22 protein-coding genes are annotated in these 25,169 nt (G+C 69.9%); 7 read left to right on the top strand and 15 right to left on the bottom strand.

Annotation, left to right across the window (positions count from 1 at the left end):
* Positions 1–89: 89 nt before the first annotated feature.
* Positions 90–980: a LysR family transcriptional regulator gene (locus tag ACFW9O_RS12615; RefSeq protein ID WP_384608201.1), complete on the bottom strand. Its 891-nt coding sequence runs from the start codon at positions 978–980 to the stop codon at positions 90–92.
* Positions 981–1,113: 133 nt separating this feature from the next.
* On the opposite strand from ACFW9O_RS12615, the gene ACFW9O_RS12610 reads away from it, so the two are divergent.
* The 3 genes from ACFW9O_RS12610 (at position 1,114) to ACFW9O_RS12600 (ending at position 2,795) form a co-directional block, all read left to right on the top strand.
* Entirely contained in the window at positions 1,114–1,566 is a 453-nt protein-coding gene (locus ACFW9O_RS12610) for a nuclear transport factor 2 family protein (protein WP_384608198.1), read from the top strand.
* A gap of 54 nt (positions 1,567–1,620) precedes the next feature.
* On the top strand, positions 1,621–1,989 hold the full coding sequence (locus tag ACFW9O_RS12605) for a DoxX family protein (RefSeq protein ID WP_384608195.1): 369 nt from the start codon (positions 1,621–1,623) through the stop codon (positions 1,987–1,989).
* Positions 1,990–2,150: 161 nt separating this feature from the next.
* Positions 2,151–2,795: a hypothetical protein gene (locus tag ACFW9O_RS12600; RefSeq protein WP_384608193.1), complete on the top strand. Its 645-nt coding sequence runs from the start codon at positions 2,151–2,153 to the stop codon at positions 2,793–2,795.
* Between the two features lie 508 nt (positions 2,796–3,303).
* Here ACFW9O_RS12600 and ACFW9O_RS12595 read toward each other — a convergent pair.
* The 4 genes from ACFW9O_RS12595 to ACFW9O_RS12580 form a co-directional block, all read right to left on the bottom strand.
* A complete protein-coding gene (locus ACFW9O_RS12595; RefSeq protein ID WP_384608190.1) occupies positions 3,304–3,507 on the bottom strand; it encodes a hypothetical protein in 204 nt (67 codons plus the stop codon).
* 638 nt (positions 3,508–4,145) lie between these two features.
* The gene (locus ACFW9O_RS12590) at positions 4,146–6,050 is read right to left on the bottom strand and encodes a rhamnogalacturonan lyase (protein ID WP_384608188.1); all 1,905 of its coding nucleotides are present in this window, start codon (positions 6,048–6,050) and stop codon (positions 4,146–4,148) included.
* 27 nt (positions 6,051–6,077) lie between these two features.
* The gene (locus tag ACFW9O_RS12585; RefSeq protein ID WP_351178056.1) at positions 6,078–6,419 is read right to left on the bottom strand and encodes a YkvA family protein; all 342 of its coding nucleotides are present in this window, start codon (positions 6,417–6,419) and stop codon (positions 6,078–6,080) included.
* Between the two features lie 254 nt (positions 6,420–6,673).
* On the bottom strand, positions 6,674–7,513 hold the full coding sequence (locus ACFW9O_RS12580) for a helix-turn-helix domain-containing protein (protein WP_384608186.1): 840 nt from the start codon (positions 7,511–7,513) through the stop codon (positions 6,674–6,676).
* 216 nt (positions 7,514–7,729) lie between these two features.
* Here ACFW9O_RS12580 and ACFW9O_RS12575 point away from each other — a divergent pair, with 216 nt between their 5' ends.
* Entirely contained in the window at positions 7,730–8,206 is a 477-nt protein-coding gene (locus ACFW9O_RS12575; RefSeq protein WP_384608894.1) for an ATP-binding protein, read from the top strand.
* A 5-nt stretch (positions 8,207–8,211) separates the two neighbouring features.
* On the opposite strand, the gene ACFW9O_RS12570 is transcribed toward ACFW9O_RS12575, so the two are convergent.
* From ACFW9O_RS12570 to ACFW9O_RS12535, 8 genes are all read right to left on the bottom strand, one after another.
* The gene (locus tag ACFW9O_RS12570) at positions 8,212–8,892 is read right to left on the bottom strand and encodes a ribonuclease H (RefSeq protein WP_384608183.1); all 681 of its coding nucleotides are present in this window, start codon (positions 8,890–8,892) and stop codon (positions 8,212–8,214) included.
* Positions 8,893–8,918: 26 nt separating this feature from the next.
* Complete coding sequence (locus ACFW9O_RS12565; RefSeq protein WP_384608181.1) at positions 8,919–9,713, bottom strand: SDR family NAD(P)-dependent oxidoreductase; 795 nt, start codon at positions 9,711–9,713, stop codon at positions 8,919–8,921.
* A 97-nt stretch (positions 9,714–9,810) separates the two neighbouring features.
* A complete protein-coding gene (locus ACFW9O_RS12560) occupies positions 9,811–10,431 on the bottom strand; it encodes a DUF6629 family protein (RefSeq protein ID WP_384608178.1) in 621 nt (206 codons plus the stop codon).
* A gap of 162 nt (positions 10,432–10,593) precedes the next feature.
* Positions 10,594–11,091 carry a peptidylprolyl isomerase gene (locus tag ACFW9O_RS12555; protein WP_384608175.1) on the bottom strand — a complete coding sequence of 166 codons (498 nt, stop codon included), beginning with the start codon at positions 11,089–11,091 and terminating at the stop codon, positions 10,594–10,596.
* 183 nt (positions 11,092–11,274) lie between these two features.
* A complete protein-coding gene (locus ACFW9O_RS12550; protein ID WP_384608172.1) occupies positions 11,275–11,889 on the bottom strand; it encodes a lamin tail domain-containing protein in 615 nt (204 codons plus the stop codon).
* Positions 11,890–12,620: 731 nt separating this feature from the next.
* Complete coding sequence (locus tag ACFW9O_RS12545; RefSeq protein WP_351181401.1) at positions 12,621–13,046, bottom strand: DUF6221 family protein; 426 nt, start codon at positions 13,044–13,046, stop codon at positions 12,621–12,623.
* Between the two features lie 160 nt (positions 13,047–13,206).
* The gene (locus ACFW9O_RS12540) at positions 13,207–14,016 is read right to left on the bottom strand and encodes a PP2C family protein-serine/threonine phosphatase (protein WP_384608169.1); all 810 of its coding nucleotides are present in this window, start codon (positions 14,014–14,016) and stop codon (positions 13,207–13,209) included.
* Positions 14,017–14,071: 55 nt separating this feature from the next.
* Entirely contained in the window at positions 14,072–16,525 is a 2,454-nt protein-coding gene (locus ACFW9O_RS12535; RefSeq protein WP_384608166.1) for a SpoIIE family protein phosphatase, read from the bottom strand.
* 299 nt (positions 16,526–16,824) lie between these two features.
* Between ACFW9O_RS12535 and ACFW9O_RS12530 the strand changes: the two genes are divergently transcribed.
* The 3 genes from ACFW9O_RS12530 (at position 16,825) to ACFW9O_RS12520 (ending at position 20,109) form a co-directional block, all read left to right on the top strand.
* The gene (locus ACFW9O_RS12530) at positions 16,825–18,519 is read left to right on the top strand and encodes a lysyl oxidase family protein (RefSeq protein ID WP_384608163.1); all 1,695 of its coding nucleotides are present in this window, start codon (positions 16,825–16,827) and stop codon (positions 18,517–18,519) included.
* Between the two features lie 148 nt (positions 18,520–18,667).
* On the top strand, positions 18,668–19,453 hold the full coding sequence (locus ACFW9O_RS12525; protein WP_384608160.1) for an SAM-dependent methyltransferase: 786 nt from the start codon (positions 18,668–18,670) through the stop codon (positions 19,451–19,453).
* A gap of 23 nt (positions 19,454–19,476) precedes the next feature.
* Positions 19,477–20,109 carry a class I SAM-dependent methyltransferase gene (locus ACFW9O_RS12520; RefSeq protein WP_384608158.1) on the top strand — a complete coding sequence of 211 codons (633 nt, stop codon included), beginning with the start codon at positions 19,477–19,479 and terminating at the stop codon, positions 20,107–20,109.
* A gap of 16 nt (positions 20,110–20,125) precedes the next feature.
* Here the strand turns inward: ACFW9O_RS12520 and ACFW9O_RS12515 are convergent, their stop codons facing one another.
* Complete coding sequence (locus tag ACFW9O_RS12515; protein ID WP_384608155.1) at positions 20,126–22,822, bottom strand: SpoIIE family protein phosphatase; 2,697 nt, start codon at positions 22,820–22,822, stop codon at positions 20,126–20,128.
* Between the two features lie 83 nt (positions 22,823–22,905).
* Positions 22,906–25,056, bottom strand: a complete 2,151-nt coding sequence (locus ACFW9O_RS12510) for an MMPL family transporter (protein ID WP_384608153.1) — start codon at positions 25,054–25,056, stop codon at positions 22,906–22,908.
* Positions 25,057–25,169 lie beyond the last annotated feature (113 nt).

Genomic DNA, 25,169 nt, shown 5'->3' with positions numbered 1-25,169 from the left:
CTATAGCGTCCTCGAGCCTCCGCGGCGAGGGGTGTCGTGTGTGGAGTCGGTGACCGGTGGTACCTGTAGGGCTTGGAGTACTGCCGTGGTCACAGGGAGATCGGGCCGAGATCGGCTGCGGTCTGGGCAAGCGCGCGGATGACGGGGCTGTCGTTGTTGGAGCTCCATGTCAGGGCGAACTGGATGGCAGGGGCGTCGCGGATGGGCAGAAAGGCGATGCCAGGAGGGTTGTTGTAGCGGGCCGCGATTTCACCGAGCGGATGGACGCAGTGTCCGGCGGTCACCAGGGAGAGTATTTCGTGGAAGGTCCGTGCGACGGGCCCGCGAGGGATTCGGCGGCCGAGCGGTGTACGTGTGGGCACCATGGCCGACACCCAGTACTCGGGGGCCTCGGGGCCGAGGTCGACGACACGGTTGTCAGCAAGGTCTTCCAGGGACGCGGTGCCGTGACCGGCCAGCGGATGGTCGGTCGATACGGCCAGCACGCGGCCGCCGGTGAGCACGGTCGGACCGACGGTGAGGTCCGGCTCGACGACGGGCAGCCACAGCACGTGCACGTCACGGTCGCCGGTGCGCAGGGCGGTGAACGGGTCGCTTCCGTTGATTTCGCCGAACTGGACGTCGCAGCCGGGGTGACGAGCGAGGAACGCGTCGATGAGTGGCCGTAGTTCGTGACCGGCATGGCCGAAGACACCCAGCCTCAGGGTGTGGCCGGCGCCCAGGGAGGCCGCTTCGGCACGGGCCAGTCCCGCCTGGAGGAGGTCAACGGCCTGCTGGAGGTCTTCACGGAGGCGTCGGCCGACAGGAGTCAGGCTCACGCGCCGACTGGTGCGATCGAACAGGGCTACGCCGAGGCGTCGTTCCTGTCTGCCGATGGCCTGGCTGACGCGGGCCTGGGACACATGGAGCCGTTCGGCGGTGCGGCCGAAGTGCAGTTCCTCGGCCAACGCCAGGAAGATCTCGATGTCGCGCAGCTCCATGGATAACCCCCATGTTATGAGTCTCTGCGCGAACCTTACATTGATCCACCGCTGACCTGCATCGATGCTGAGTACACCACCACCGGACAGACGGCACATAGCTTCTGTACGCATCGATGAGGCAGGGAAAACGATGAGCGATATGCAAGAGATCGCCGATCGCGTCGAGATCGAGGCATTGCGCGCCGAGCTCACCGACGCGGTGATGATGCGTCACTTCGACCGCGTGGCGATGCTGTTCACACCTCGCGGCGTCATGCGGTGGCCGCACATCGACAAGGAGTTCGTCGGCCGGGAGCAGATCGGGGCCGGGGTCGAGTGGGGGCAAGGGCTCTGGGAGTTCTTCGTACAGAACGTCCACCCAGGCGTCATTCGGCTGGACGGTGACACCGCGACCGGCCGCGCCTACATCCAGGAGTTCGGGCGGATGCGTGATGGCGCTTCGCACCTGAACTACGCCCTCTACCACGACCGCTACCAGCGCACCCCGGACGGCTGGAGGTTCAGCGAACGCGTCTACGAGATCAAGTACGTGGACTCCTCGCCACTGGCGGGCTCACCACTGCCCGCAGCTCCTCGGCCCTAGACACGCGCGCCACCGACCCCAACCGAACGATCACCCCTGGACAAGGAGTACCTCATGGACCTCGCACTGTGGATCACTGCCGGACTGCTGGCCACCGTTGCCCTGCTCGGCGGCATCACCAAGACGTTCGTCCCCAAGGAGAAGCTGGCCGCGCAGCACGGCGGCGAGTGGACCAGAGATGCCGGCGCCGGCTTCCTGAAGACTCTCGGGATCCTCGAACTGCTCGCCGCTGTGGGCCTGATTCTGCCGGCCGCGCTGGACATCGCACCGGTCATGGTGCCGGTGACCGCACTGTGCTGGATCCTTCTGATGGTCGGCGCGATGGTCACCCATGGCCGCCTCGGCCAGTTCAAGCTCGTGATGCTGAACTCGGTCTATCTCCTGCTCGCGGCCTTCATCGCCTGGGGACACCTCGCCGCCTGAACGGTGCCCTGCGACGTGCAACGACCATGGCCTGACAACTGACGGACGGGAATCACCCCTCCCCTTCGGTCACAACTCCGTCACTACCGAAATATCCCGCCCCCCTGTCACATACCGCACCGCTACGGTCATGCCTCCATGAACCACCCTTGGGGGACAACGTGAACACCCGCACACTCACCGCCGCCCTCGCTTGTCTTGCCGCCGTGACACTGGTCGGCTGCGACCCTGCCACCACGGATCCGAAGCCCGCAGCGCCTGGCGCCTCCGAGTCCTCCACCGGTGCCCCTGCTGCGCCGCCGTCCCGGAAGACCGACGAGCCGCCCGCTTCCAACGCCGTGCCGAACTTCGTCGGCATGGGCCTGCAGTCGGCACAGGACAAAGCCCAGGCCGAGGGCTTCTACCTACTGACGTCCCACGACAGTGCCGGCCGCGACAGACTGCAGGCACTCGACCGGAACTGGAAGGTCTGCTCGCAGAGCGTCAAGGCGGGGAGAACGGTGCCCACCGACACCGAGTTGGACTTCGGTGCGGTGAAGCTTGCGGAGACCTGCCCCGCCGGCGACGTCGAAGCTCCCGAGGTGGCCGGCGGGAAGATGCCCAACCTGGTCGGGAAGTCCGTCAAGGCAGCCCGTGGCGCCCTGGACTCGGGTACGTCCATCACGACGACGGACGCGGCGCGGGACCGCATGGTCCTACTGGAGAGCAACTGGCAGGTGTGCACCCAGTCGCCGGCCCCGGGAGCGGCCCTGAACGGTCAGCCCGTCGAGTTCACCGCGGTGAAGTACGAGGAGAGCTGCCCGTAGGCAATGCCTTCGGGCAGTCGGCCGACCCCTCACATGGAGGGGATCGCAGCGTGGGGTGCCCGAGATCAGATCGGCTGGGGAACAAGGTGCTCTGCCTCTGAGCTACGGAAGCCGTGAGCCTCCGACGGGATTCGAACCCGCGACCGCCCCATTAACAGTGGAAGTATCCCCTGCCTGCGCACCGGGCACCCCCGACGCTGTGCCTCCCGAGATCAAGACGGCTGCGGCTCTACGGGGTTCGATCCCCGCCCACCGAAGTGGTTCTACCCAAAAGAAGTAACCGCGGCCTGCGCACCGGGAGGTGCTTGAAGTTATGGCCCTCACTTTAACCGGTGAAGGCGGGACCGGCGCTTCGATTTATTTACACGAGCATGGATCCGGCGAGTGCGAGGAACGCCCTTGCGGTCGCCGCCCCCTGAGCGGATTGCATGGGCTTGCTGCCGACTCGCTCCTCAGCGGTGGTAAGCGAGCAAGTTGCTCCTCGGCGTGGCTGCGGGATCCTGTGGAGTCAGTGGCGGCGCCGGCCAGTCTCAAAGCCTGTAGACATGGCGCGCACCGACTCAGACGGTTCATCGGGCGGAATCTCGCCGACTCGGCCGTAGACCCGGTAGCGGCGCTGCTGTTCAGCATCGTCCGCTTTGGCCAGTTGGACTTTCGCGATTCGTTCGAGTACCCACCAGTCCTTCGGCCTCTTGGCCTTCTTCTTCGCCACGCCGCCGCCTCCCCCGAGTTGGACGTTGAGCGTAAGCCGGGGCAAGCCGGGTCGCCAGGGTGCACGCAGTAGCGGGTTAATCCTTCTGCTCATGCCCGCTCCCATCGTTCTTGATGACCGTCAGAAGAGGACCGTGCGACTGTTCGCCACCACTCAAGTCACCAGCGGGGTGCATGGTGGGGCCATCAACAAAGACACGTTCAACGACAACCGGGGGAAGTCGGCGCAATCCTCGTTCCATCGGCGGAGATGCCTCCCATGGAGCCGAAGGCGGGCGAGAACCCGCGGCGCCAGGACCGTGCCGCGCGACGTCGGCTCCCACGTCCTGAGGCAGACGTTCGCCGGCGCTGTTCTGGCTGAGGGTGAGACGACTACTCAGCGGCTGCGCGACTCGGGCACTCCGATCCGGCCTTCACGATGCGGACCTGCATTCGTTTGATGCCGAAGTCGGGCAACCGAGGTAGGGCTGCGCTCGGAAGGTTTCTGGCCGGGACGCGAGTACAGCCGAGGCCGACGGTGACGCCCAGATTCTCGACTCCGATGAGAACTCCCCAGAGGCGTCCGACCGACGAACCGGCGACTGCAAGTGGATCACTCGCAGTCGCCGGTTCGTGGGAGCCAGCCCGACGTTCCCGCGGCTACGGTGTGGTGATCGTCGGCCGCGGTGCGGTCGCCATGCCGCTGCCGATGGCGAAGCTGGGGTGCGGCGGCTGGTTGTAGGCGGTGTTCTGCCAGGCCAGCGCGGTGCGGTACATGGTGTCGTGGAGCAGCGTGGTGATCCTGGTGCCGGTCTCGTACGGCGTCGAGTAGATCCGCAGCGCCGTGTTGTTGGTCGTCGGCCAGACGACTTCCTCGCGCCAGTCGCCGAAGATGTCGCCGGAGATCGCCGGCGTGGCCTTGGTCCCGTTGTTGCTGTGGACCGAGGCACCGGTCAGCTGGCGTGTGTCGGCCGAGGTGCCGTACTTGTCGATGTGGGTGCCGTCGAGGAGTTCTCGGGTCGTGTCGCCGTCCCACCAGGACAGGAAGTTCGAGCTGGACGGCTTCCGGCTGGTGACCACGGTGCCCTGGGGGTTGCGCACCCCGGAGACGGCGGAGGACCAGGATTCGGCGCCAGGGCTGCCCGACCAGATGTCACCGGAGACTCCACGGCCGTTGTCGCCGCTCGCCGGGGTGGACCAGAGGATCTTGCCCGTTTTCGCCTCCGCCATCCATGAGGACGGCTTCGAGCTGTCCTCGTCGACCTTGAACTCCTCCAGTCCCGCCCGGGAGGGGTCGAGGTCGCCCACGTGCATGGCGTCGCCGTGGCCGTTCTTCGTCGTCCACAGTCCGCTGCCGTTGTCGTCCACGGTCATGGCCCCGTACACGATTTCGTCCTTGCCGTCGGCGTCGACGTCGGCGACCGACAACTGGTGGTTGCCCTGACCGTCGTACCCCTTGCCGGAGTTGGTCGAGCTGTTGGTGTCGAAGGTCCAGCGCCGGGTGAAGGCGCCGCCCCGCCAGTCCCAGGCGGCGATGACACTGCGCGTGTAGTAGCCGCGCGCCATGATCAGGGAGGGTCTGGCCCCGTCCAGATAGGCGGTGCCGGCGAGGAAGCGGTCGACCCGGTTGCCGTACGAGTCACCCCAGGAGGAGACCGTGCCGCGGGCGGGAACGTAGTCGACGGTTCCCATGGCGGCGCCGGTCCTGCCGTTGAACATCGTCAGGAACTCGGGTCCGGACAGGACGTATCCGGAGGAGTTGCGGTAGTCGGCGGAGGAGCTGCCGATCACCTTGCCGGTTCCGTCGACGCTGCCGTCGGCCGTCTTCGTCGCCACTTCGGCCTGGCCGTCGCCGTCGTAGTCGTACACCTGGAACTGGGTGTAGTGCGCGCCGGAGCGGATGTTGCGTCCGAGGTCGACCCGCCAGAGCCGGGTGCCGTCGAGCCGGATCCCGTCGATGATCGTGTTGCCCGTATAGCCGGACTGGGAGTTGTCCTTGGCGTTGGTGGGCTGCCATTTCAGTACGAAGTCGAGGGCGCCGTCGCCGTCCAGGTCACCGACGGACGCGTCGTTGGCCTCGTAGGTGTAGGAGACCCCGTCCGGTGTCGTGCCGCCCGCGGGCGGGCTGATGGGCACGTCCTTGTACCCGGCGCGGAACTGGATGGCGTTGACCGAGTCGCCCTGCTCCGTGCCGTTGACGACGGCCCGTACCGTGTAGTCGGCGGTGGCGGGTGCGCCCGAGTGGAAGTAGTTGGTCGAGGCGGTGACGGGCGAGGCGTTGACCTTCGTGCCGGCCCGGTAGACGTTGAAGGACACGCCGTCGGGGTCGGTGCCCAGCCAGCGCCAGCTGATGAGGTTGCCGCTGTCGGTGTGCACGCTGACGACGCCACGGTCGAGCGCCTCGGCCTGCCGGGCGGTGGCGGCGTGCGAGGTGGGGCCGAGGGCGACCAGTCCGGCAGCGGCCAGCACGCCTGCCGTCAGCGAGCCGAGCAGTGCCCGGTTACGGGTGATCCGGCGTCGCCTGCGGTGGGAGCGGGGATCGGGGTGGGGGAGCAGAGGGTCCACGGTACGCACCTTCTGGCCGGGGATGGCTTACGTCACGTCAGTTGCTCCCGGACGCCGAAAGGTTGCCGCTTCACCGGCCCGCTTTCCGCCCCGTGTCCCCAGCCCGGCGGCGTTCGCGGCGGTGTGCAGTGAGCGCAGGGCAAGCAGCAGGAACCCGATGTCGTCGAGGTACACGGGATCCGGCAGCAGGTCGACGGGCGACACCGTGTAGATCACGGCGGCCCACATCAGCGCCTTGTTGCGCAGCGGGATGCCCGCATCGAGGAGCAGCTTCCTGGCCCGGAACACCCGTACCAGGAGAACGGCGGCGACGCCCGCCGCGAGCAGGGCGACGAGCCCGCCGAGAACGAGCCAGACGGAGGTGTCCATGGCCTATCGTCCACCCGTCCGAACGCCCGAGCTTCCGGATCCCGCGAGCCCGCTCCCGGCCCGCGGACGAACGCGTCGTTCAGGGGCGCACTGCCGGCCTGTCTCATTCATGGGCCAATCGTCCATGAGTTCTTCTCCTCTGTTACGGATCGTCCAATGAGGTTGTGCCGGACAGTGACTGGTCTCCACAACGCGGGTGACCGGCATCGGGCGTCCGAAACCGGAGAGGACCCCGCACGCCGGCCCGGCCGCCCTCATCGGACCACCGGCAGGGGGGTTCCCGGAGGCGGAGCCGCCGCGCAGGCGGCGTCCAGCCTGATGCGGAGGTCCATCACAGCACCCGGCTCGTCCATGATGTCCCCCCGGCCCCCCGGGGACTCGAGAATCGCCCGGTCGCCGATCTCGGGAGCGGACACCCGCAGGAGGTGCAGGGGCGGGACGGCGGTCATGGGGTGCGGCGGGGAGTCGAGGGGCATCACCTGCACGGTGAGGTGCGGCCGGTGTGCGGCTTCGGAGAGCACCGCCCACTGCTCGGTCATCACCTCGGGACCGCCCACCCGGGTATACAGCGCCGCGGCCGGGATCAGGGCCCACAGGGCCGCGCCGCGGCCCTCCAGGCGCCGCTGGCGCTCCTCCAGCAGCTCGAGGCGCCGGGTGCGCAGCGCACCGGTGTCCGCGGGGTGCAGGATCCGGTCCAGGGCAGCCGCGTAGGCCGGAGTGCGCAGCAGTTCGGGGACCAGCGCGGGATGCCAGGTCCGGACGAGTGAGGCCGAGGACTCGAGGCCGATGACCTCCTGCCGCCACGGCTCCATCGCGTCCCGCCAGCGGTGCCACCATCCGGGCAGGTTCGCGGCCCCCAGACCCGTGATGATCGATTCCGCCTCCGCCTCGGGAACCTCGTAGCGGTCCAGCAGGGCCCGGACCTGGCGGGCGTCCAGCCCGGTCTCGGCGCGTTCGATGCGACGCACCGTGGCCGGATGCGCTTCGAGAGCCCGGGCTGCCGCCTGCAGACTGACGCCCGCGCGTTCCCGCAAGATCCGCAGGCGTGCCGCGAGGACACGGTGCTCGACCGTGGGACCCGAACGGGGCCTCATGCGCCCACCTTCCTCATGAGGACTCCGAAACGGAGAAACCCAGACATTCTGTCACTTGCAAAGTATGCACTTTGCGCCGAGAGTACATACATGCCGGAAATAGACACCCGCTCGCGCCTCGCTCCGGAGGACCCGAGCGGAAGGAGCGCACAGAGCTGGTGGATCCCCCGTCTACCCGAGGGGGTGCCTCAGGCGCGCCATCGTGTCCAGGAGGCGATGCGGGAGTGGGGAGAGCCTGACGACCGGGTCGAAACAGCCGCCCTGGTCGTGACCGAGCTGGTCACGAACGCGGTGCAGCACACCTCGGGCCGACGGGTCCGATGCAGGCTCCTGCGTTCCTCCGACGGGGTGCGGATCTGCGTGTGGAACCGCGCCCGGGCCCGTGTGCCGGCTCCGACGCGGCCCATGGACGCGAAGTCGGCCTCGCACGGCTCGCACGGCTCCCACGGCCCGACGCCACGCCGCCCCGAGCTGTCGCACGCGCCCGGGGACGGACCCCATGGCCAGGGAAGCCGGGCCGGCGCGAACCACGGGGACCTTGCCGGGGCCGTCGGCGGACCCGACCTCCCCGACATCACGGATATCGACTCCCTCGCCGAGGACGGCCGGGGGCTGATGCTCGTGGACGCGCTGGCGACGCGATGGGGAACGCGCACCAGCCTCTCCAGTCGGCTCGTCTGGGCCGACATCTGAACAGCTCAGGCGACAGCCGTCCGGCACTCCGGATGGCCCCAGCCCTTCGGGTTCTTCGCGATCATGTCCTTCGCCGCATACGGCTTACCGCAGTGGCAGCGGCCCGAGAACTTCGCCCGGATCGTCGCGGAGGGGCGTGAGGCAGCTCCCTCGGTGCCCGCACCCGGGGTCCGGCCCTTCGTCGAGCGGGCGGGAGCCGGCACCGGCAGCCCGGCGGAACCGTGCGCGGTTCCCGCAGGCTGCTGCGATACCGCGACCTCGCTCGCGGCCTGATCGGCGAGCGCGTTGAGCGGATCACCGTTCACCTGATGCGCGGGCACGTAGCGAAAGCTCACGCTCCGGCCGCCGAGCAGCGCGTCGATGCCGACCACGAGCTCACGGTTGGCGACCGGCTTGCCCGCCGATGTCTTCCAGCCGTTGCGCTTCCAGCCCGGCAGCCACTTGGTCACCGCGTTCATCGCGTACTGGGAGTCCATGCGCACCTCGACCGGCACGGCCGGATCGGTGGACTTCAGCAGCTCCTGCAGTGCGGTGAGCTCCGCGACGTTGTTGGTCGCGGTGCCCAGCGGACCGGCCTCCCACCTCTGCGGGCAGCCTTCGGCATCCGCCACGACCCATGCCCAGGCGGCAGGTCCCGGATTTCCTTTGGATGCCCCGTCACACGCGGCGATGATGCTCTCGTTCATGCCCTTGATCATGCCAGCACAGGGGCTCAGGGCACGATCGAGTCGATGTAGCCGCCGTCGACCCGCACCGCGGCACCCGTGGTGGCCGATGCCTGCGGGGAGCTGAGGTAGACGACCATGTGCGCGATCTCCTCCGGCTCGATCAGCCGCTGCAGCAGGGACTGCGGACGGTGCAGCCGCATGAACTCGCGCTGGGCCTCGTCCCACGGCAGGTCCCTGTCCACCAGTTCGTAGACGAAGTCCTCGATCCCGCCCGTGTGCGTCGGGCCGGCGATCACCGAGTTCACGGTCACCCCCGTTCCCGCGGCCTCCTTGGCGAAGCCCCGGGAGACCGCCAGCAGCGCGGTCTTCGACATCCCGTAGTGCATCATCTCCGCGGGGATCACGACGGCGGAATCGCTCGCGATGTTCTGCACCCGCCCCCAGCCCCGCTCAACCATTCCGGGCAGATAGGTGCGGATCAGCCGTACCGCGCTGAGGACATTGGTGTCGAAGTAGGTGCGCCACTCCTCGTCGGTGATCTCCAGGGGCGGCCTGGCACCGAAGATGCCGAGATTGTTGACGAGGATGTCGGCGGCCGGCACGGCCTCGTGGAGTTCGGCGGCTCCCTGCTCGGTGGTCAGGTCGCAGGCGAGCGTGAGGACCGTCGCGTCCGGCACGGTGCCGCGCAGGACGTCCGCCGCCGTCTCCAGACGGTTCAGGCCACGACCGGTGAGGACGACGCGCGCCCCGGCGTCGGCGAGCCCGGTGGCGATGGCGAGGCCGATGCCCTGCGAGGAGCCGGTGACGACCGCGGTCCTGCCGGCAAGATCGATGCGCACCTTGTGCTCCTTCCGTCGCCCGTCCTCGGTGTACGGGGCCGTCTCCACCCTGGCACCGCTCGCGCCAGGACGCCTTCCGGGGCGCGGTTGCGCCCTGTCAGCCCACTGCGGCCGGGCGCCGAAGTGTCCATCCGAGCAGCACGACCGAGCACACCGCCGCGAGGGCGCACCAGGTGGAGATGAATTCCGTGCGCCACAGCGCCGCGCAGACCGCCGCACCCACGGCGACCAGGACGCCCAACAGCACGAGCCACCGGTCACCCGCGAGCAGCAGGGACCCGACAGTGGCGAGCAGGTACCCCGCCACGAGCAGTTCCGGGAGGGCCTGGTCGAGTACGTAGCCGAGCGTGTGGCCGCGGATGTCTGCCGTGACGGGGCGAGTGGCCAGGCTGTACGACAGGGCCGCGGCGGTGGCGATGCCGGCCGCGAGGGGGACCGCCAGACGGCGACGGGCCGCGGGCGGCGACGCGCACAGGACTCCGAGCGGCACCCAGAGTGCCAGCAGGGGAAGCGCGATGACGGCCCAGACCAGGGTGGCGGTCCCGCTGCCGCCTCCGGAGCGCCAGACGACCGATTCGACGATCTGGTGCGCCCCGAGCAGCAGCGGCAGCGAGGCGAGCGGCAGGTCGCGGGCCCGTGGCGGTCGCGCGACGCAGCACACCCCGATCACGGCGACTCCCGCGCCCGCGACGAGATCGGCGGTCGCACTCCAGCACATGGCGCCACCCCGGTCCGGAACCGCACGCGTCAGCGGTTGCCCGCGCCACGCTACGGTTCCGGGGGCCCGCGATCGGGCCGACACGGCGGCTGCGCCGTCGTCACCGGATGCGTGCGGGGCCCCGGCCTGCGGGAGGCGCGGCCGGGAGCCCCGTTGCGAGTGTCAGAGGACCCCGGACGCGGAGACCGCGATCTGGGCCTTGGTCCGGCCGGTCGACGAGCCGTAGGACTCGATCTTGCGGACCAGTTCCATGCTGGGCTTGTCGGCGACCTCACCGAAGACCACGTGCTTGCCGTCCAGCCACGGGGTGAGGACGGTGGTGATGAAGAACTGCGAACCGTTGCTGTTCGGGCCCGCGTTGGCCATCGAGAGCAGACCCGGCTTGTTGTGCTTCAGGGTGAAGTTCTCGTCGGCGAACTTCTCGCCGTAGATGCTCTTGCCACCGGTGCCGTCGCCCCGGGTGAAGTCGCCACCCTGCAGCATGAAGTCGGGGATGACACGGTGGAACGGCGAACCGGCGTAGCCGTAGCCGTTCTCGCCCGTGGCCAGCGCGCGGAAGTTCTCCGCGGTCTTGGGGGCCACGTCGTCGAAAAGGTTGAACACGATCCGCCCGGCGGGCTCGTTGTCGATGGTGATGTCGAAATACGCCTTGATGGTCATGAGGCCATCCTGACATTGCCGGCCACCTCCCGATGCACAGCCCCCGCCCGGCGCGGCTCGCCACCCATCGGATGCGGGCCGCTCTCCCCGTCCGATGCCGCTCGCCCCGTGCCGCCGCCGGTGAACGAAGTGCGGCGCACCACGGCCCCGAAGCCGTGGTGCGCCGCGTTTCAAGCCGTCGGATCAGCGGTTGCCGCCCCCACCGTTGTTGTGGCCGCCACCGTTGCCGTTGTGGTTGCCACCACCGTTGTTGTGGCCGCCACCGTTGTTGTGGCCGCCACCGTTGTGGTTGCCCCCACCGTTGTGGTTGCCCCCACCGTTGTGGTGGCCACCACCGTGGTGCCGGCCCCAGGACTTGGAGTCGACCTTGTGGCCACGGTTGTCACGCAGGGTCGCGGTGTCCCTGGAGTCCCACACCTGCTGGCGGCGGTCCTGGTACACGTCGTGCCTCGTGTCCCGGCCGATGCCGGTGTGGACCCGGACGGAGGAGCGGCCGGGCAGGCGCAGGTCGAAGCGGTAGGTGCGGCGGCTCTCGTCCGTGAGCGTCCAGCCACGGAGGTTGACGGCACGGCGTCCGGTATTGGTCACGGTGACCCACTCCGCGTTCAGGCTGCGGTTGGACGCGTTGTCCCGGCCGGGAGCGTCGTGCTGGATGTGGCCCAGGACGACGGACGAGCGCTGAGCCGGCCTGTTGTTGCCGTGGTCCCGGCCATCGGCGCTGGCAGGGAGTGCCGCTGCGGCGAGCAGTGCGCCGGAGGCGAGAACGGTGGCGGTGATCCGTCGTGCGGAACGGGACATGGAAACCCCTCATGATGCAGGCCCGGAACGAATTGCCGGGCGTTGTTCGGCCCCGGCGTACTGCCGGGAACGCAAACTTTGTCCCGCTTTCGCTGTGGCCGGAAGATGCCCTGGTTCGTGTGACAAAGTACGGACATTTCTGTCACACACGACTGCAATCGGCACCGATCCCGCCGGTCGTATACCTGTCAACCGTTGATCATTGCACCGACCCTTTCAGCGGGCCGATTCCCTGGTCACAGCGCCCCCGCCACGCCTCACTCCGCTCCCCGCGCACCCCCGTCCGGCCCGCACGCATCGTGTAACGAAAGCGACAGCGCTTTCCTGGACAGGAGTTCCCTTACGTCCGGAAATGAGCTCACGCGTTCGAGCGTTCAGCGCCCAGCCCGCCGGTCCGATGCGGGCCCGCTGTCCACCGCTGGTGACCATCGCGTTGACCGAGGTCATCGGATCGAGCGCCATCGTCCTGGCCAGCAGCACGCCGGCAGCCAGCGGGAGCAGCGTCACGGCCAGGGCCGTACCGGCACTCGTCAGGTTCTGGATGCGGGGGCGCCGCGGCGCGTCGGGAAGCATGGTTCCCATTCGATCAACGGCGGCCTGCCGCGAGATCGGGCAACGTACTCAGTCCGGCCGCTCCGCCGTACTCATTCGGCGCCGCTCCCGTGCCGGGCCGTCAGTCCCGACCCGTCAGCCCCGTCCCGTCACTCCCGGACCGGTCGTACAGCTGGCGGTCATGCCCCGGGCGCAGGGGGCGGGCCCCAATGCGAGTACCTGGGCAGCCATTTCACCCGGTAGTCGGGGTGCCCCGCGTACTCCGCGGCCATCTGTCTGACGACGAAACCCAGCCCCACGGCACGGCCGGAGACGAAATCCTGGCCCGGGCGGTCCGTGTCCATGGACGCGATCTCCTCGTACTCGTCCAGCAGGACCCTGTTCGTCTCGATGCGGCGCAGCGTGCGCGCAGGATCCTGAAGGGCGATGTGCCGGTCGTAACCACGGTTCCGTACGACGAACGCGATACCGCTGGTGCGGTCATGAACCTCGCCGGGTGCCTCCGCAGGGCACCGCCAGCCCTCGCCGCCGGCTTCCTGCGCGGTGCGCTCCTCCTCGGAAAGGCGCGCCCTCACGAAGGCCAACAGGTCCGAGTTCTCTGCCATCTTGTTCCAAATCCCTCGCCGTCACAGGCACGTGCCGGCTGCGCACCGACGTACGTCCGCAGCTCCGGGCCCGTTCTACCCAACCAGCAGAGGATGCCTCACCAGCACGTCCCCCACGCGGTCCGCCCCGGGTGCCGTCCGTATGACGGACACGGACGCGTCAGGTGCCGACGGGAATCAGCAGTGCGGTGACGTTGTCGTGTCCTCCCGCGTCGAGGGCGAAGTCCACCAGGGACCGCGCGTCCTCGATCAGGCCGTCGCCCCGGGCCGACGCCCTGTGTCGGCGGTGGGGCAGCGCCGACCGCAGCGCCTCGGCGTCGGGCAGGTACCGCCACAGTCCGTCGGTGCACAGCAGGAGGCGGCCGGGCACCGACGGCCGGTAGCTGCGCACCTGAGGCGCCGGTTCCCCCGCGTCCGCCCCCAGCCAGGCGGAGAGCGCCTCGTGCTGACCGGTGTCGTCCTCGGTCAGCGCTATTCCCGGTCCCTCGTCCGGAAGCCAGTAGGCACGGCTGTCTCCGATCCAGGAACTCCAGATGCCCTGCGGACCCGCGATGCCCGCGACATAGGTGCAGGCCGGGGCGGCGTCCCTCGATACGGCCAGCGCCTCAACCGCGTGTGCCGCGCGGACGGCGGCGTGATCGAGGGCGGTCTCCGGCAGGTCTCCGGCGTTCAGACGCGTCGTCAGCCACCTCGCGCCGACGTCGGCCGCGACCTTCGCGGCACGCTCGGAGCGCGGTGACATCGACACGCCGTCGCAGACCACCCCGATCGTCCACGGGCCGGCCGTGGTCAGCACCATGGCGTCCGCGTTGATCGCGCGCCGTCTGCCGCGGTCGCTGACCGCCGCCGCACCGGTGTCCGCCGTGATCTCCACGTGCGAACGGAACGCCGGCTGCGCCGCGCCGCAGTCCCAGCAGTGGCCGTCGGGGGCGACCGTGCCGCCGCATTCGGCGCATCCCGGGGTCGTCACGCCCCGCACGGTTCGTGCGCGCTCCGTACTCATCGGGCGAACCTACCCGGCCCGGTCAGCCGGGCGACACCCCGCAGGCGGCCAGCAGGAGCGCGATGTCGTCGGGCCGGTCCTCGTCCTGGATCGCCTGCCCGATGACACGGTCCGCCATCTCGGCGAGGGGAGCGTGGCCCACCTCTGCCAGGGTGCTGCGCAGACGCTCGATCCCCTCGTCGATGTCCTCTCCCGACTTCTCCACGAGGCCGTCGGTGAACAGGGCGAGCACGGCGCCCGGGGAGAGCTGTAGTTCGCTCACCGGATACGACGCCTCGGGGTCGACGCCGAGCACGACGCCGCCCGGGAGGTCCAGGACCTCGGTCCGGCCGTCGGGGTGCCGCAGTACGGGCTGGGGGTGGCCTGCTCGTACTGCCTGGGTGAACCCGGTGCCGGGGTCGAGCACGACGTAGCAGCAGCTGGCGAACTGGCCCGGATCAAGGTCGATGAGCAGCCGGTTGGTGGCGCTCATGATCTCCTGGGGGTCATGCCCGCTGAGGGCGAACGCCCTTACCGCACTGCGTAGTTGTCCCATCGTCGCGGCTGCTGCGACACCGTGCCCCTGTACGTCCCCGATGACCAGGGCCGGCCCGCTGCCGGTCTCGATGACGTCGTACCAGTCTCCGCCCACCTCCATGCCCTGGGTGCCGGAGAGGTAACGCCCGATGGTCTCGACGCCGTCGAGCACGGGGAGCCGGTGCGGCAGCAGGGCGTCCTGCAGCCCGCGCGCCAGGGCGGCCTCGGTGTCGTAGCGCTGGGCGCGTTGGAGCGCCTGGGCGATGAGTCCGGCCAGGGCGGTGAGCACGGTGCGCTCCTCGGGGCTGAAGCCCCGCGGCTGGTCGAAGCCGAGGATGCACGAGCCGACCGGCCGCCCGGAGGCGATGAGCGGCAGGAAGGCGCGGGCGCCGACGCTCGTGTCCATGGGGATGCCGGGGTAGGAGGCCGCCAGCTTCTCCATGGACTCGAAGAACAGCGGCCTGCCGGTCGTGAGCGTGTCCACTCCGGGGATGTGGGCGTCGAGGCCGACGCCGTCGAAGCGGTCCAGGAAGCCCTTCGGGAAACCCGTCTCCCATGCCAGGTAGAGGCGCCCCTCGTTCTGCAGGTAGATGGCCAGTTGTCTGCCGCCGAAGGCGGGCAGCAGTTCCTCCGTGACCACGGCGGACACCTGCCGGGCCGTGACGGCCTCCGTCAGCGCGATGGCCAGGGCGACCGGGCGGTACAGGACGGTCGCGCGGTCGGCGGCGGAGCCGAGGCCCGCGCCCGGTGTGCCGACGGAATGCGGCGCGTAGTCGGGCTGCGGCGCGGGGGTGATGGTGACCGTGACTCCGTCGCGGCCCGGGTACATGGCTACGGACAGCCATTCGGTCGGGGTGCGTCTGGCGCGGAAGTGCACGGGGGCGTCGGAGAAGAGGGCCGCCCGGTGGTGGTCCTCGTAGGCGGGGTGCGCGAGCCAGGGCAACGCGTCCCACAGGCTCCGGCCGACCAGCTCCGCCCGTCTGTGCCCGAGGATCTCCTCACCGTGCCGGTTGACGTAGGTGATCCGTCCCAGCCGGTCGTGGGAGAGCACGCCGCGCGGGATCCGGTCGGCGGCTTCCGGGACGACGGGCTCGGCACCCGGGTCGAGCAGCACACCGGTCAGATGGTGTGCGTGCCCGGCGCCGCCGGGCCCGTGACCCGAGAGCTCCAGCAGGAGCGAACGGCCGTCGGGGCCGCGCAGCCGCATCCGGCGTACGTACGGCTGTGCGGACCGTGCGGCCCGGCTGCCCAGGGTCCACATTCCGCGTACGTCCTCCGGCAGCAGCCGGGCGGTCAGCGAGTCCATCGTGTGCGGCGGGAGGTCCACGGGCTCGGTGCCGAGGATCAGGCACGCCTCGTCGTCCGCGGTGACCGCCCCGGTGCCCAGGTCGCAGTCGAAGTGGCCGATCCGCATCGGCTGCGCGGTCTCCGTGGGCAGCCGGACGGTCATGGGGTCGCCTTCCCACTCGGCCCGCGACCCGCCCTTCTCCAGCTCCGCGATATCCGCGCCGAGATGTTCCGCGATGCCCTGCAGCCTGTTGCGGTCCGCCCCGCCGACCGGTTTCCCCCGGGTGGCGTAGCGCAGCACGACGAGCACACCGACGATGGTGCGCCCGCTCCTGACAGGTACGTACAGCGAGCCGAAGGGGAACGGCAGACCTGCCATGAGCTGGGGAAAGCGCCGCATGGCGTCCTCGGCGTCGCCCAGGTACACGGGCCTGCCCGAGCGGTACGCCTCGGCCACCGGGAAGGGCCGGTTCACGTGCATGCGCCACCAGGGGCGCATCAGGGGTGCGGGAAGGCCGGCGAGGACCGCCATCAGCAGCAGCCCCGGAGTGCGGGAGCGCAGGTAGATGCCGCCGGCGTACCCGCCGACGGCCTCGATCGCGCTGACGACAGCCTGGGCGAGCACCAGAGACGGGCCACCCGCTGCCCGGCCGTCATCGGGTCTCCAGGTCACACCACCAGCATGCGCCACCCCTTTACCCCCGGCACTTCCATGCTTCGCGCTGTGGCCGGGCACCGCACCGGGCCCGGTGTGCGGTCCGCCCGCATGGGCCCCGGGCCCGCGCCCGCGTAACACACGTCCTGGTGTTCGAGTCGGAAACGGCGGGACAACGTCTCATTCCACACCGTACGACCGGCTTTCGGCCAACGATGCGTGACTCCTGCGCCGCCGGACAACCTCGGGGGCCCTTCCTCGGCTCTCTCAGGAAAAGATCCTCCACTGCCCACCGGGCACTCGGAAATCGAGGAACGATGACCACCAGAACCCCCCGCAGCCGGCTGTGGCGGCCGTCCGTCGCCGCCGCGGCGGCGATCACCGTGATAGCCGGCGTCGTCGCCGCGGCACCGGACGGCAGGAAGGCACAGCCCGTTCCGGAGCTCGGCCTGATCGCCGCTTCGCCGTCGGTGACGCTCGACTCGTGGAAGGAGGATCCGGGTGTCTACCTGGATCTCGGTACGTACCTCACCGCCACGAAGGCCCCTCTGGAACTGAAGGTGACCCGCGCGTCCTACAAGGACCCGGTCGTCGCCACGCAGATCATCCGCCAGGGGAAGAAGACCCGCACCAGGGCCCTGCCCAAGGGGCTCGTGAAGGACTTCACGGGGCTGACGGACTTCGTCCGGGTCACCGTCACGAACGCCGCGGGCAAGACCGTGCTCAACAAGACGGAGTCCTTCTGCCCGAACAACGCGTCGGGACGGGTCCGCCCCGAAGCACCGGCCACGTCGAAATATCCCGAGAGCTGTCCCGTGAACCCCTTCACGCTCGGCTCGGTCTGGGGTGTCGAGAACGGCTGGGCGGCCAACACGTACGCGGGCTACTCCTCGACGCCGGTCACACTCCCCGCCGGGAAGTACACCGCGAAGGTGTCGGTGACCAAGACCTATCGCGACCTGTTCGGTATCGCCGACAAGCCGCAGACGGTCAAGGTGACCGTGCGCGAGCGCAGCTGGGAGGAGAACGCGGGCGCCCGGTCCACCGGCGGCCACGCCTCCCACGCGGCAGGGCACTCGGGCCATGCGGCCATGCGCACGCCCGCGCCCGCGGCGGCCACCAGCGGCGCGGGTCCTTCGTACAACGTGGGCCACGGTCCTTACGCGCCGGCGCCGGCGGCGCTGCCCTGGGCGGTCAAGCGGGCGGGCTTCCGGTCCGCGCAGGCAGGTGACGGGCCGGGGCGGACGGACGGTTCCCGGCAGGCGCCCGCCGCCCGCCCCAACGCGAAGCGGCCGACCGGCCGGGCCGCGGTGCCGAACGTGCCCAAGCCCGACCTCCGTTCGCTGCCCGCGTACGGCATCACCATCGCCGACGGCGACGCGGACGCCCCGGGCAAGGACTACCTGGCGTTCAGCGCCAATGTGTGGAACGCGGGCCCCGCGCAGCTGGTGGTGGACGGCTTCCGGGCTCCCGGCAAGGCGCTGATGGACGCCTACCAGTACTTCTACGACGCCTCGGGCAAGCAGGTCGGCTACACACCGACCGGCACCATGGAGTGGGACCCCCGTCCGGGTCATGAACACTGGCACTTCACGGACTTCGCGAGCTACCGACTGCTCAAGGCCGACAAGAAGGAGACCGTCCGCAGCGGCAAGGAAGCCTTCTGCCTGGCCAACACCGACGCCGTCGACTACACGGTGAAGAACGCCAACTGGCACCCGGACAACACCGATCTGTCCACCGCGTGCGGCCAGGAGAACTCGATCTCCGTACGGGAGGTCCTCGACGTCGGCTCCGGTGACACCTATACGCAGGACCTTCCCGGCCAGTCCTTCGACATCACCGGACTGCCCAACGGCACGTACTACATCCAGGTGCTGGCCAACCCCGAGAAGCGGCTCAAGGAGACGAACCTCGGCAACAACAGCGCGCTGCGCAAGGTCGTCCTGGGCGGCCGTGCCGGCGCCCGTACGGTGACCGTGCCGGCGCACGGTCTGGTGAACGCCGGCTGACGGCGGCCATGTGCGATCCGGCTCCCGGGAGAGTCTCCCGGGAGCCGGCGTTCGCTTTGGGCTGCGTCAACAGCCGCTGATCGTGGTGGAGTTGCTGTGGCAGACTTCGCAGGTGGAGCGGTTCACCCCATCTGCAACGGAGCTCGTCATGACGCCTGGGACGCCTCAGCCCCCGATCGACACCAGCAGGCCCCATTCGGCGCGCGTCTACGACGCGCTCCTCGGTGGCAAGGACAACTACCCCGTGGACCAGGCGGTGGCCGAGCACCTGCCGGTCGAGGCGAAGACGGGCGCGTTGCAGAACCGCGCGTTCATGAACCGCGCGACGGCCTGGCTGGCCGGCGAGGGCGTCGACCAGTTCCTCGACATCGGTACGGGGATCCCCACGGCGCCGAACCTGCACCAGACGGCCCAGGAGATCAACCCGGCCTCGCGGGTCGTCTACTGCGACAACGACCCGATCGTCCTGAGGCATGCGGAAGCCCTGCTGATCAGCCGTCCGGAGGGGGCGACGGACTACGTGCACGCCGATGTGCGCGAGACGGGCACGATCATCGAGGCCGCCCGCAAGGTCCTGGACTTCGACCGCCCCGTCGCGCTCTCGCTCCTGGGCCTCCTCCACTTCCTGCCCGACGACGAGGACCCGTACGCCATCGTGCGCACCCTGACGGCCTCGTTGGCGCCGGGCAGCTTCGTGGTGCTGTCCCAGGGCGCTTCGGACGTGAACCCGGAGCGTGGCGAGCAGGGCACTCAGGAGTACGGGAAGGGCGGCATCCGGCTGGCGCTGCGGACCCGGACGGAGTTCGAGCGCTTCTTCGAGGGCCTCGATGTGGTCGAGCCCGGAGTGGTGACGGCGCCCGAGTGGTACCGCGGGACGCCCGCTCCCCGGCCGGAGGAGAGCGGCCTGTACGTGGCCGTCGCCCTCGTCCCGTAGAACCGGCACCGAAGGGATCTTTCATGACGGACAGTCACCAACACTCTGCGGCAGCGACGTTCGACGCGATCGGCGCCGACTACGAGCGGGCGTTCGCCGGTTCGGCCGCGCACCGCGACTCACTGACGCGGCTCCTCGGACAGCTCGCACCGGGCAGCACCGTCCTGGACGTCGGCAGCGGGACAGGGCTTCCGACCGCCCGCACGCTGGCCGACGCCGGGCACCGGGTGCTGGGGGTCGATGTGTCACCGGTCATGGTCGAACTGGCGTCCCGCCAAGTGCCCGAGGCATCGTTCCGTTGCGCCGACATTCGCGAACTCCCTCTGGAGGAAGAGAGTTTCGACGCCATCTGCGTCTACTTCTCGCTCCTGCAGATGACGCGCGAGGAACAGACCGCCCTCGTGCACCGGCTGGCAGGAGCACTGCGGCACGGCGGCCGAATGGTCCTGGCCACGGTTCCCTTGGACGTGCAGGAGGTGAGCGCGGTCTTCATGGGCCAGCAGGTGCTGGTGAGCAGCTTCTCCCCCGAGGCCTTCGCCGCTCTGGCGTCCGGTGCGGGGCTCTCGGCGGAGTGGGAGGACCACACGGTGTTCACGCCGGCCGACGGCGGGGCGGTGCCCGAACCTCATATGTTCCTGCACTGCCTGCGGAGCTGACGCGGGCGCGGTCCGCTCAGTGTTCCGGCGGCGCGGTGGGCGGCAGCAGCTGCTCCGTCCAGATGACCTTGCCGCCGTCGTCCGTGTAGCGCGTGCCCCACCGCTCCGCGAGCTGCGCGACGAGGAAGAGCCCGCGGCCGCCCTCGTCCGTGGTCGCGGCCTGCCGCAGATGGGGCGAGGTGCTGCTGCGGTCGGAGACCTCGCAGATCAGGGTGCGGTCACGGACCAGCCTGACGCGGATGGGGCCGTTGGCGTAGCGGATGGAGTTGGTGACGAGTTCGCTGAGGATCAGCTCGGTCGTGAACGCCTCCTCGACCAGGTCCCACTCCGTCAGCTTGCGGGACACCTCGGCGCGTACGCGGGAGACCGCCGCGGGGTCGGAGGGTACCTCCCAGTCGGCCACGTCCTGCGCGGCGAGCCTGCGTGCGCGGCCGACGAGCAGCGCGATGTCGTCGCGGGCTCGTGCGGGAACCATGACGCGCAGGACCGCCTCGCAGGTCTCCTCGGGTGTCCGGCCGGCGTAGTCGGCGAGGGTGCCGCGCAGGAGCTCCAGTCCTTCGTCGATGTCCCGGGTCCGGTCCTCGACGAGGCCGTCGGTGTAGAGCACCAGCCGGCTGTTCTCCGGCAGCTGTATGTCGAGTGTCTCGAAGGGAAGGCCGCCGAGGCCCAGGGGTGGCCCGCCGGGCACCTCGGCGAACTCGGCGGCGCCGTCCGGGTGGACGATCACCGGCTGGAGGTGGCCTGCCCGTGCCATGGTGCAGCGCCCGGACACCGGATCGTAGATCGCGTAGAGGCAGGTGGCCCCGGTGACTCCCCCGGCGGAGTCGTCGGCCGTCTCGTCCTGGTCGATCCGGGCCACCAGCTCGTCCAGGTGCCAGAGCAGTTCGTCGGGGGGAAGGTCCAGCGTGGAGAAGTTGTGGACCGCGGTGCGCAGCCGTCCCATGGTGGCGGCCGCGTGGAGCCCGTGGCCCACGACGTCGCCGACGACGAGTGCGACCCGGGCGCCGGGCAGCGGAATGATGTCGAACCAGTCCCCGCCCACCCCGCCGAGCCCGCCGATCCCGGCCTGCGCGGGCAGGTACCGGTAGGCCGCGTCGATGGCGGTCTGGTCGGGGAGGCCCCGTGGCAGCAGGCTGCGCTGCAGGGTGACCGCCACGGTGTGCTCACGTGAGTAGCGGCGGGCGTTGTCGATGCTCACGGCGGCGCGGGCGACGAGTTCCTCGGCGACGGACAGATCCTCGTCCTCGAACCGTTCGGGCCTCTGCGCCCGCCAGAACATGGCCACGCCCAGGATGACGCCCCGGGCCCGCAGCGGAACGGCGATCATCGAGTGGAAACCGCACTCGACGAGGCGCTCGGCCCGTGCGGGATGCTGCTCCTGCCATCCAGACAGGGCCGGCAGGTTCGTATCGATGACCGCCTCACCCCTGAGCAGGCCGGCGCCGATGGCGGTGCTCGGCATGAAGCGGATGACCGACCCGAGCGGATAGAGCCCCGTGTCGTGCCGGGCACCGCTGAGCGCCGTGCGCCGCATGTCGGCGACCGTACGTGCCGCCGTCGGCTCCTCGCCGCGCAGCACGGTCTCCGCCACGTCGACGGTCGCGTAGTCGGCGAACCTGGCCGTGGCGAAGTCGGCCAGCTCCTCGCACGTCCGTACGACATCGAGGGCGGTGCCGATCTCCGTACCGGCGTCGTACAGCAGCTTCAGCCTGCCCCGCGCCACATCGGCCTTGCCCGTGAGTGCCTGCAGTTCCGTGGTGTCGCGCAGGGTGGTCACACTGCCCGGCGGGCCGCCGTCCTGATCCGTGGAGCGCTGGCTGACCGCGAGAATCCGGTCGCCCACCGAGAGCACCTCGTCCGTGGCGATGCGTCCCGAGGCCAGCAGATCGGTGGTGAGGGGGTCGAGACCCAGATCGGTGACTGCTCGGCCTTCCACCTGCGCCGGCAGGCCGAGCAGCCGCCGTGCCTCGTCGTTGACCAGCAGGAGCCGCCCGTCCCCACCGACGATGAGCACGCCCTCCCGCACGGCGTGCAGGACGGCGTCGTGGTGTTCGTACATCCGGGTCATCTCGGTCGGGCCGAGACCATGGGTCTGGCGCCGAAGCCGTCTGCTGACGAGCGCCGTTCCGCCCATCGTGAGGAGCAGGATCCCCGCGGCGGAGCCGAAGAGGAGGGGGAACTGGTTCTCGACGACGCCGCTCACCCGCTCGATGGTGATTCCCGCGGACACCATGCCGATGACTTTGCCGTTCGCGCCGAAGACGGGCACCACGGCCTGCACCAGGGGGCCGATCGTCCCGTTGACCCTCTCGGTGACGACGCGGCCGTCGAGTGCGGGCTTCACGTCGCCGACGAACTTCTTCCCGATCCGGTCGGGCAACGGGTGGGTGTACCGGATCGAGTCGAGGTTCAGTACGACGATGAAATCGACTCCCGAGCCCTTCCGGGCCGCCTCGGCCTTCGGCTGGAGCACCGCGCTGGGGTCCGGGCTCTCCAGGGCCGCTTCCATGCCCGGGGCGTTCGCGAACGTCTCGGCGACGGCGACGGAGCGGTTGCGGGCTTCCCGTGCGCTGTCGGCCCGGGACTGCAGCACGAGCGCGGCCACGGCCGCAGCGACGAGCAACACCACGATCGCCAACTGCAGGAGAAAGACCTGACCTGCGACGGTCCTCATTTTGAGAAACGAACGCGGGCGGCCGTAGCGTCCGGCCATGGTCCCCTTTTTACACCCTCGGCATGGACCGGGCGAGCCGTGTACCGCGAGGCATCGCGGCCACAAGCGCCCGGAGCTGCACCCTACGACTGAGCGGCCGGTGCCTCCGGCTTCCTCGCCGCGCCCCCGTCCTCATGGGCGAGCCGGTGGGGCCACCACACCCGGGGGCCGATGTCCAGGAAGAGGGAGGTGACCAGCACGGACCGTACGACGAAGGTGTCCAGGAGCACGCCCAGGGCGACCGCGAAGCCGATCTCCGCGAAGGCCACGACCGGCAGGGTCCCCAGTGCGGCGAAGGTGCCCGCCAGGACCAGCCCCGCCGAGGTGATCACGGCCCCGGTGGCGGCGAGGCCCGTCAGCACACCGGCCCTGGTGCCCTGGTGCAGGGCCTCCTCACGGATCCGTGTGGTCAGGAAGATGTTGTAGTCGATACCGAGTGCCACCAGGAACACGAACACGAACAGCGGGAAGTCCGTCGTCTCGCCGGCGTAGTCGAACACGTACCGGAAGACGAGCGCGCTGATACCGAGGGCGGCCGTGAAGGACAGCACCACGGTCGCGATCAGCAGCAGGGGCGCCACCAGTGCGCGCAGCACGAGCATCAGGACGATCAGCACCACCAGCAGGACGAGGGGAATGATGAGCAGGTTGTCGTGCCTGGTGGCGGTGTCCATGTCGAGAATCGCCGCTGTGTCGCCACCCACCAGGGCGTCCGCGTCCGGCACCTGATGCACCGCGTCACGGACCCGTTCCACGGTCTGCTCGGCCTGGTCGCTGTCGCTGGGGTCGGTCAGCGTCGCCTCGAAGATCACCCGGCCCTCGTGCACCGGCTTGGCACCGGGCGGTACGACGAGGGAGCCGGGCACCACACCAGGGGTCGTCTCGACCGCGCTCCGCACCTGGGCGCCCTTGCCGAGATCCGCGATGACGACCAGCGGGCTGCCGCTGCCTGCCGGGAAGTACTGCTTCTGGATCTCCTGGCCGACGACGGAGTCGGGCTTGTCGGGGAAGGAGTCGGCGTTGCTGAGACCGGCGGCGCGCAGCTGGATCAGCCCGAGGGACAGGGCGGCGAGCACGAGGGCGGTGGCGACCCAGACCCTGCGCGGACGCGCGGAGAGCCTCTCCCCCGTCCGCGCCCAGAATCCGTGCTCGGTCGGCTCGTCACTGCCGAAGTGCGGGATGACCGGCCAGAACACCCACCGGCCGAAGATCACCAGCAGGGCGGGCAGGAGTGTGAGCATCGCGATCAGCGCGACGGCCACTCCGATCGCGGCAACCGGACCGAGGCCCCGGGTCGAGTTCATCTCGGCGAACAGCAGGACGAGCATGCTCAGCACCACGGTGCCGCTGCTCGCGAGCACCGCGGGCCCGGCGCGGTGCAGGGCGCGCGCCATCGCCTCGTGCCGGTCCTCGTGCCGGCGCAGTTCCTCCCGGTAGCGGGCGACGAGGAGCAGGGCGTAGTCCGTTCCCGCCCCGAAGACGAGGACGGTCAGGATGCCGGCGCTCTGTCCGTTGACCGTGAGGCCCGCATGCGCCGCGAGCAGGTAGATGAGGGCCTGCGCGGTGAGCAGTGCGGCAACGACCGCGAGCACGGGCAGTACCAGCAGGGTCGGGCTGCGGTAGGTGATCAGCAGCATGATGATCACCACGGCCAGCGCGGCGAACAGCAGGGTCGAGTCGATGCCCGAGAAGGCGTCGGCGGAGTCCGCGGCCACGCCGCCGGGTCCGGTGATGTGGACCGCGAGACCTCCCTCGCTGCCGCCCACGACGTCCCGTACGGAATCGACCGCCGGACCGATGCGCTCCCATCCCTCCTCGTCCATCGTGATGGGGACGAAGATCTGCGCGGCCGCGGGTGCGTTCTGGCTGTCGTAGAGCGGTCCGCGTGTCTCGGCACCCCGCACACCGTGCGCGCGCAGCGTCATGAGCTGCTGCTTGTCCTCGGCGATCCTGGTGCGGTCGGCCCCGGTCAGGCCGGACTCCCGGGCGTACACGACGACGGCCGTGATGCTCTCGGGCCGGAATCCCTTGGATTCCTCCCAGACCTGGGTGGACTCGGCGCTGGTGGGCAGCCAGGACGTGGCGTCGTTGTCCTGGGCGCCGGTGAGTTTCCCGGCGAGTGGCGCCGCGACGACGAGGACGATCAGCCAGAACGCCACGATCAGCCACTTGGTGCGCCGTCCGCAGACCAGCCGGGCCACTCCCTGCCGTCGACGCCGCTGTACGTCCGGCATGCCACTCCCACCGCGTCGTCCTGGTCCTGGCGGCGACAGTAGAGCGGTGTCCTGCGGGTCGGGCACGCGACATGCCGTACGGCCGCGGCATGAGCCTCGGTCGGACCACCGTG

Origin of the sequence: Streptomyces sp. NPDC059499, from assembly GCF_042749285.1 — a bacterium.
GTDB lineage: Bacteria > Actinomycetota > Actinomycetes > Streptomycetales > Streptomycetaceae > Streptomyces.
Note: the sequence above shows the minus strand (reverse complement) of the source record. Positions and strands in the feature narration are given on the sequence as shown.

What these genes read in the sequence shown, in the direction of transcription:
- ACFW9O_RS12615 (WP_384608201.1), bottom strand. Translation starts at nt 980, where the DNA reads ATGGAGCTGCGCGACATCGAGATCTTCCTGGCGTTGGCCGAGGAACTG.
- ACFW9O_RS12610 (WP_384608198.1), top strand. Translation starts at nt 1,114, where the DNA reads ATGAGCGATATGCAAGAGATCGCCGATCGCGTCGAGATCGAGGCATTG.
- ACFW9O_RS12605 (WP_384608195.1), top strand. Translation starts at nt 1,621, where the DNA reads ATGGACCTCGCACTGTGGATCACTGCCGGACTGCTGGCCACCGTTGCC.
- ACFW9O_RS12585 (WP_351178056.1), bottom strand. Translation starts at nt 6,419, where the DNA reads ATGGACACCTCCGTCTGGCTCGTTCTCGGCGGGCTCGTCGCCCTGCTC.
- ACFW9O_RS12580 (WP_384608186.1), bottom strand. Translation starts at nt 7,513, where the DNA reads ATGAGGCCCCGTTCGGGTCCCACGGTCGAGCACCGTGTCCTCGCGGCA.
- ACFW9O_RS12575 (WP_384608894.1), top strand. Translation starts at nt 7,730, where the DNA reads ATGCGGGAGTGGGGAGAGCCTGACGACCGGGTCGAAACAGCCGCCCTG.
- ACFW9O_RS12570 (WP_384608183.1), bottom strand. Translation starts at nt 8,892, where the DNA reads ATGAACGAGAGCATCATCGCCGCGTGTGACGGGGCATCCAAAGGAAAT.
- ACFW9O_RS12560 (WP_384608178.1), bottom strand. Translation starts at nt 10,431, where the DNA reads ATGTGCTGGAGTGCGACCGCCGATCTCGTCGCGGGCGCGGGAGTCGCC.
- ACFW9O_RS12555 (WP_384608175.1), bottom strand. Translation starts at nt 11,091, where the DNA reads ATGACCATCAAGGCGTATTTCGACATCACCATCGACAACGAGCCCGCC.
- ACFW9O_RS12550 (WP_384608172.1), bottom strand. Translation starts at nt 11,889, where the DNA reads ATGTCCCGTTCCGCACGACGGATCACCGCCACCGTTCTCGCCTCCGGC.
- ACFW9O_RS12545 (WP_351181401.1), bottom strand. Translation starts at nt 13,046, where the DNA reads ATGGCAGAGAACTCGGACCTGTTGGCCTTCGTGAGGGCGCGCCTTTCC.
- ACFW9O_RS12530 (WP_384608163.1), top strand. Translation starts at nt 16,825, where the DNA reads ATGACCACCAGAACCCCCCGCAGCCGGCTGTGGCGGCCGTCCGTCGCC.
- ACFW9O_RS12525 (WP_384608160.1), top strand. Translation starts at nt 18,668, where the DNA reads ATGACGCCTGGGACGCCTCAGCCCCCGATCGACACCAGCAGGCCCCAT.
- ACFW9O_RS12520 (WP_384608158.1), top strand. Translation starts at nt 19,477, where the DNA reads ATGACGGACAGTCACCAACACTCTGCGGCAGCGACGTTCGACGCGATC.
- ACFW9O_RS12515 (WP_384608155.1), bottom strand. Translation starts at nt 22,822, where the DNA reads ATGGCCGGACGCTACGGCCGCCCGCGTTCGTTTCTCAAAATGAGGACC.
- ACFW9O_RS12510 (WP_384608153.1), bottom strand. Translation starts at nt 25,056, where the DNA reads ATGCCGGACGTACAGCGGCGTCGACGGCAGGGAGTGGCCCGGCTGGTC.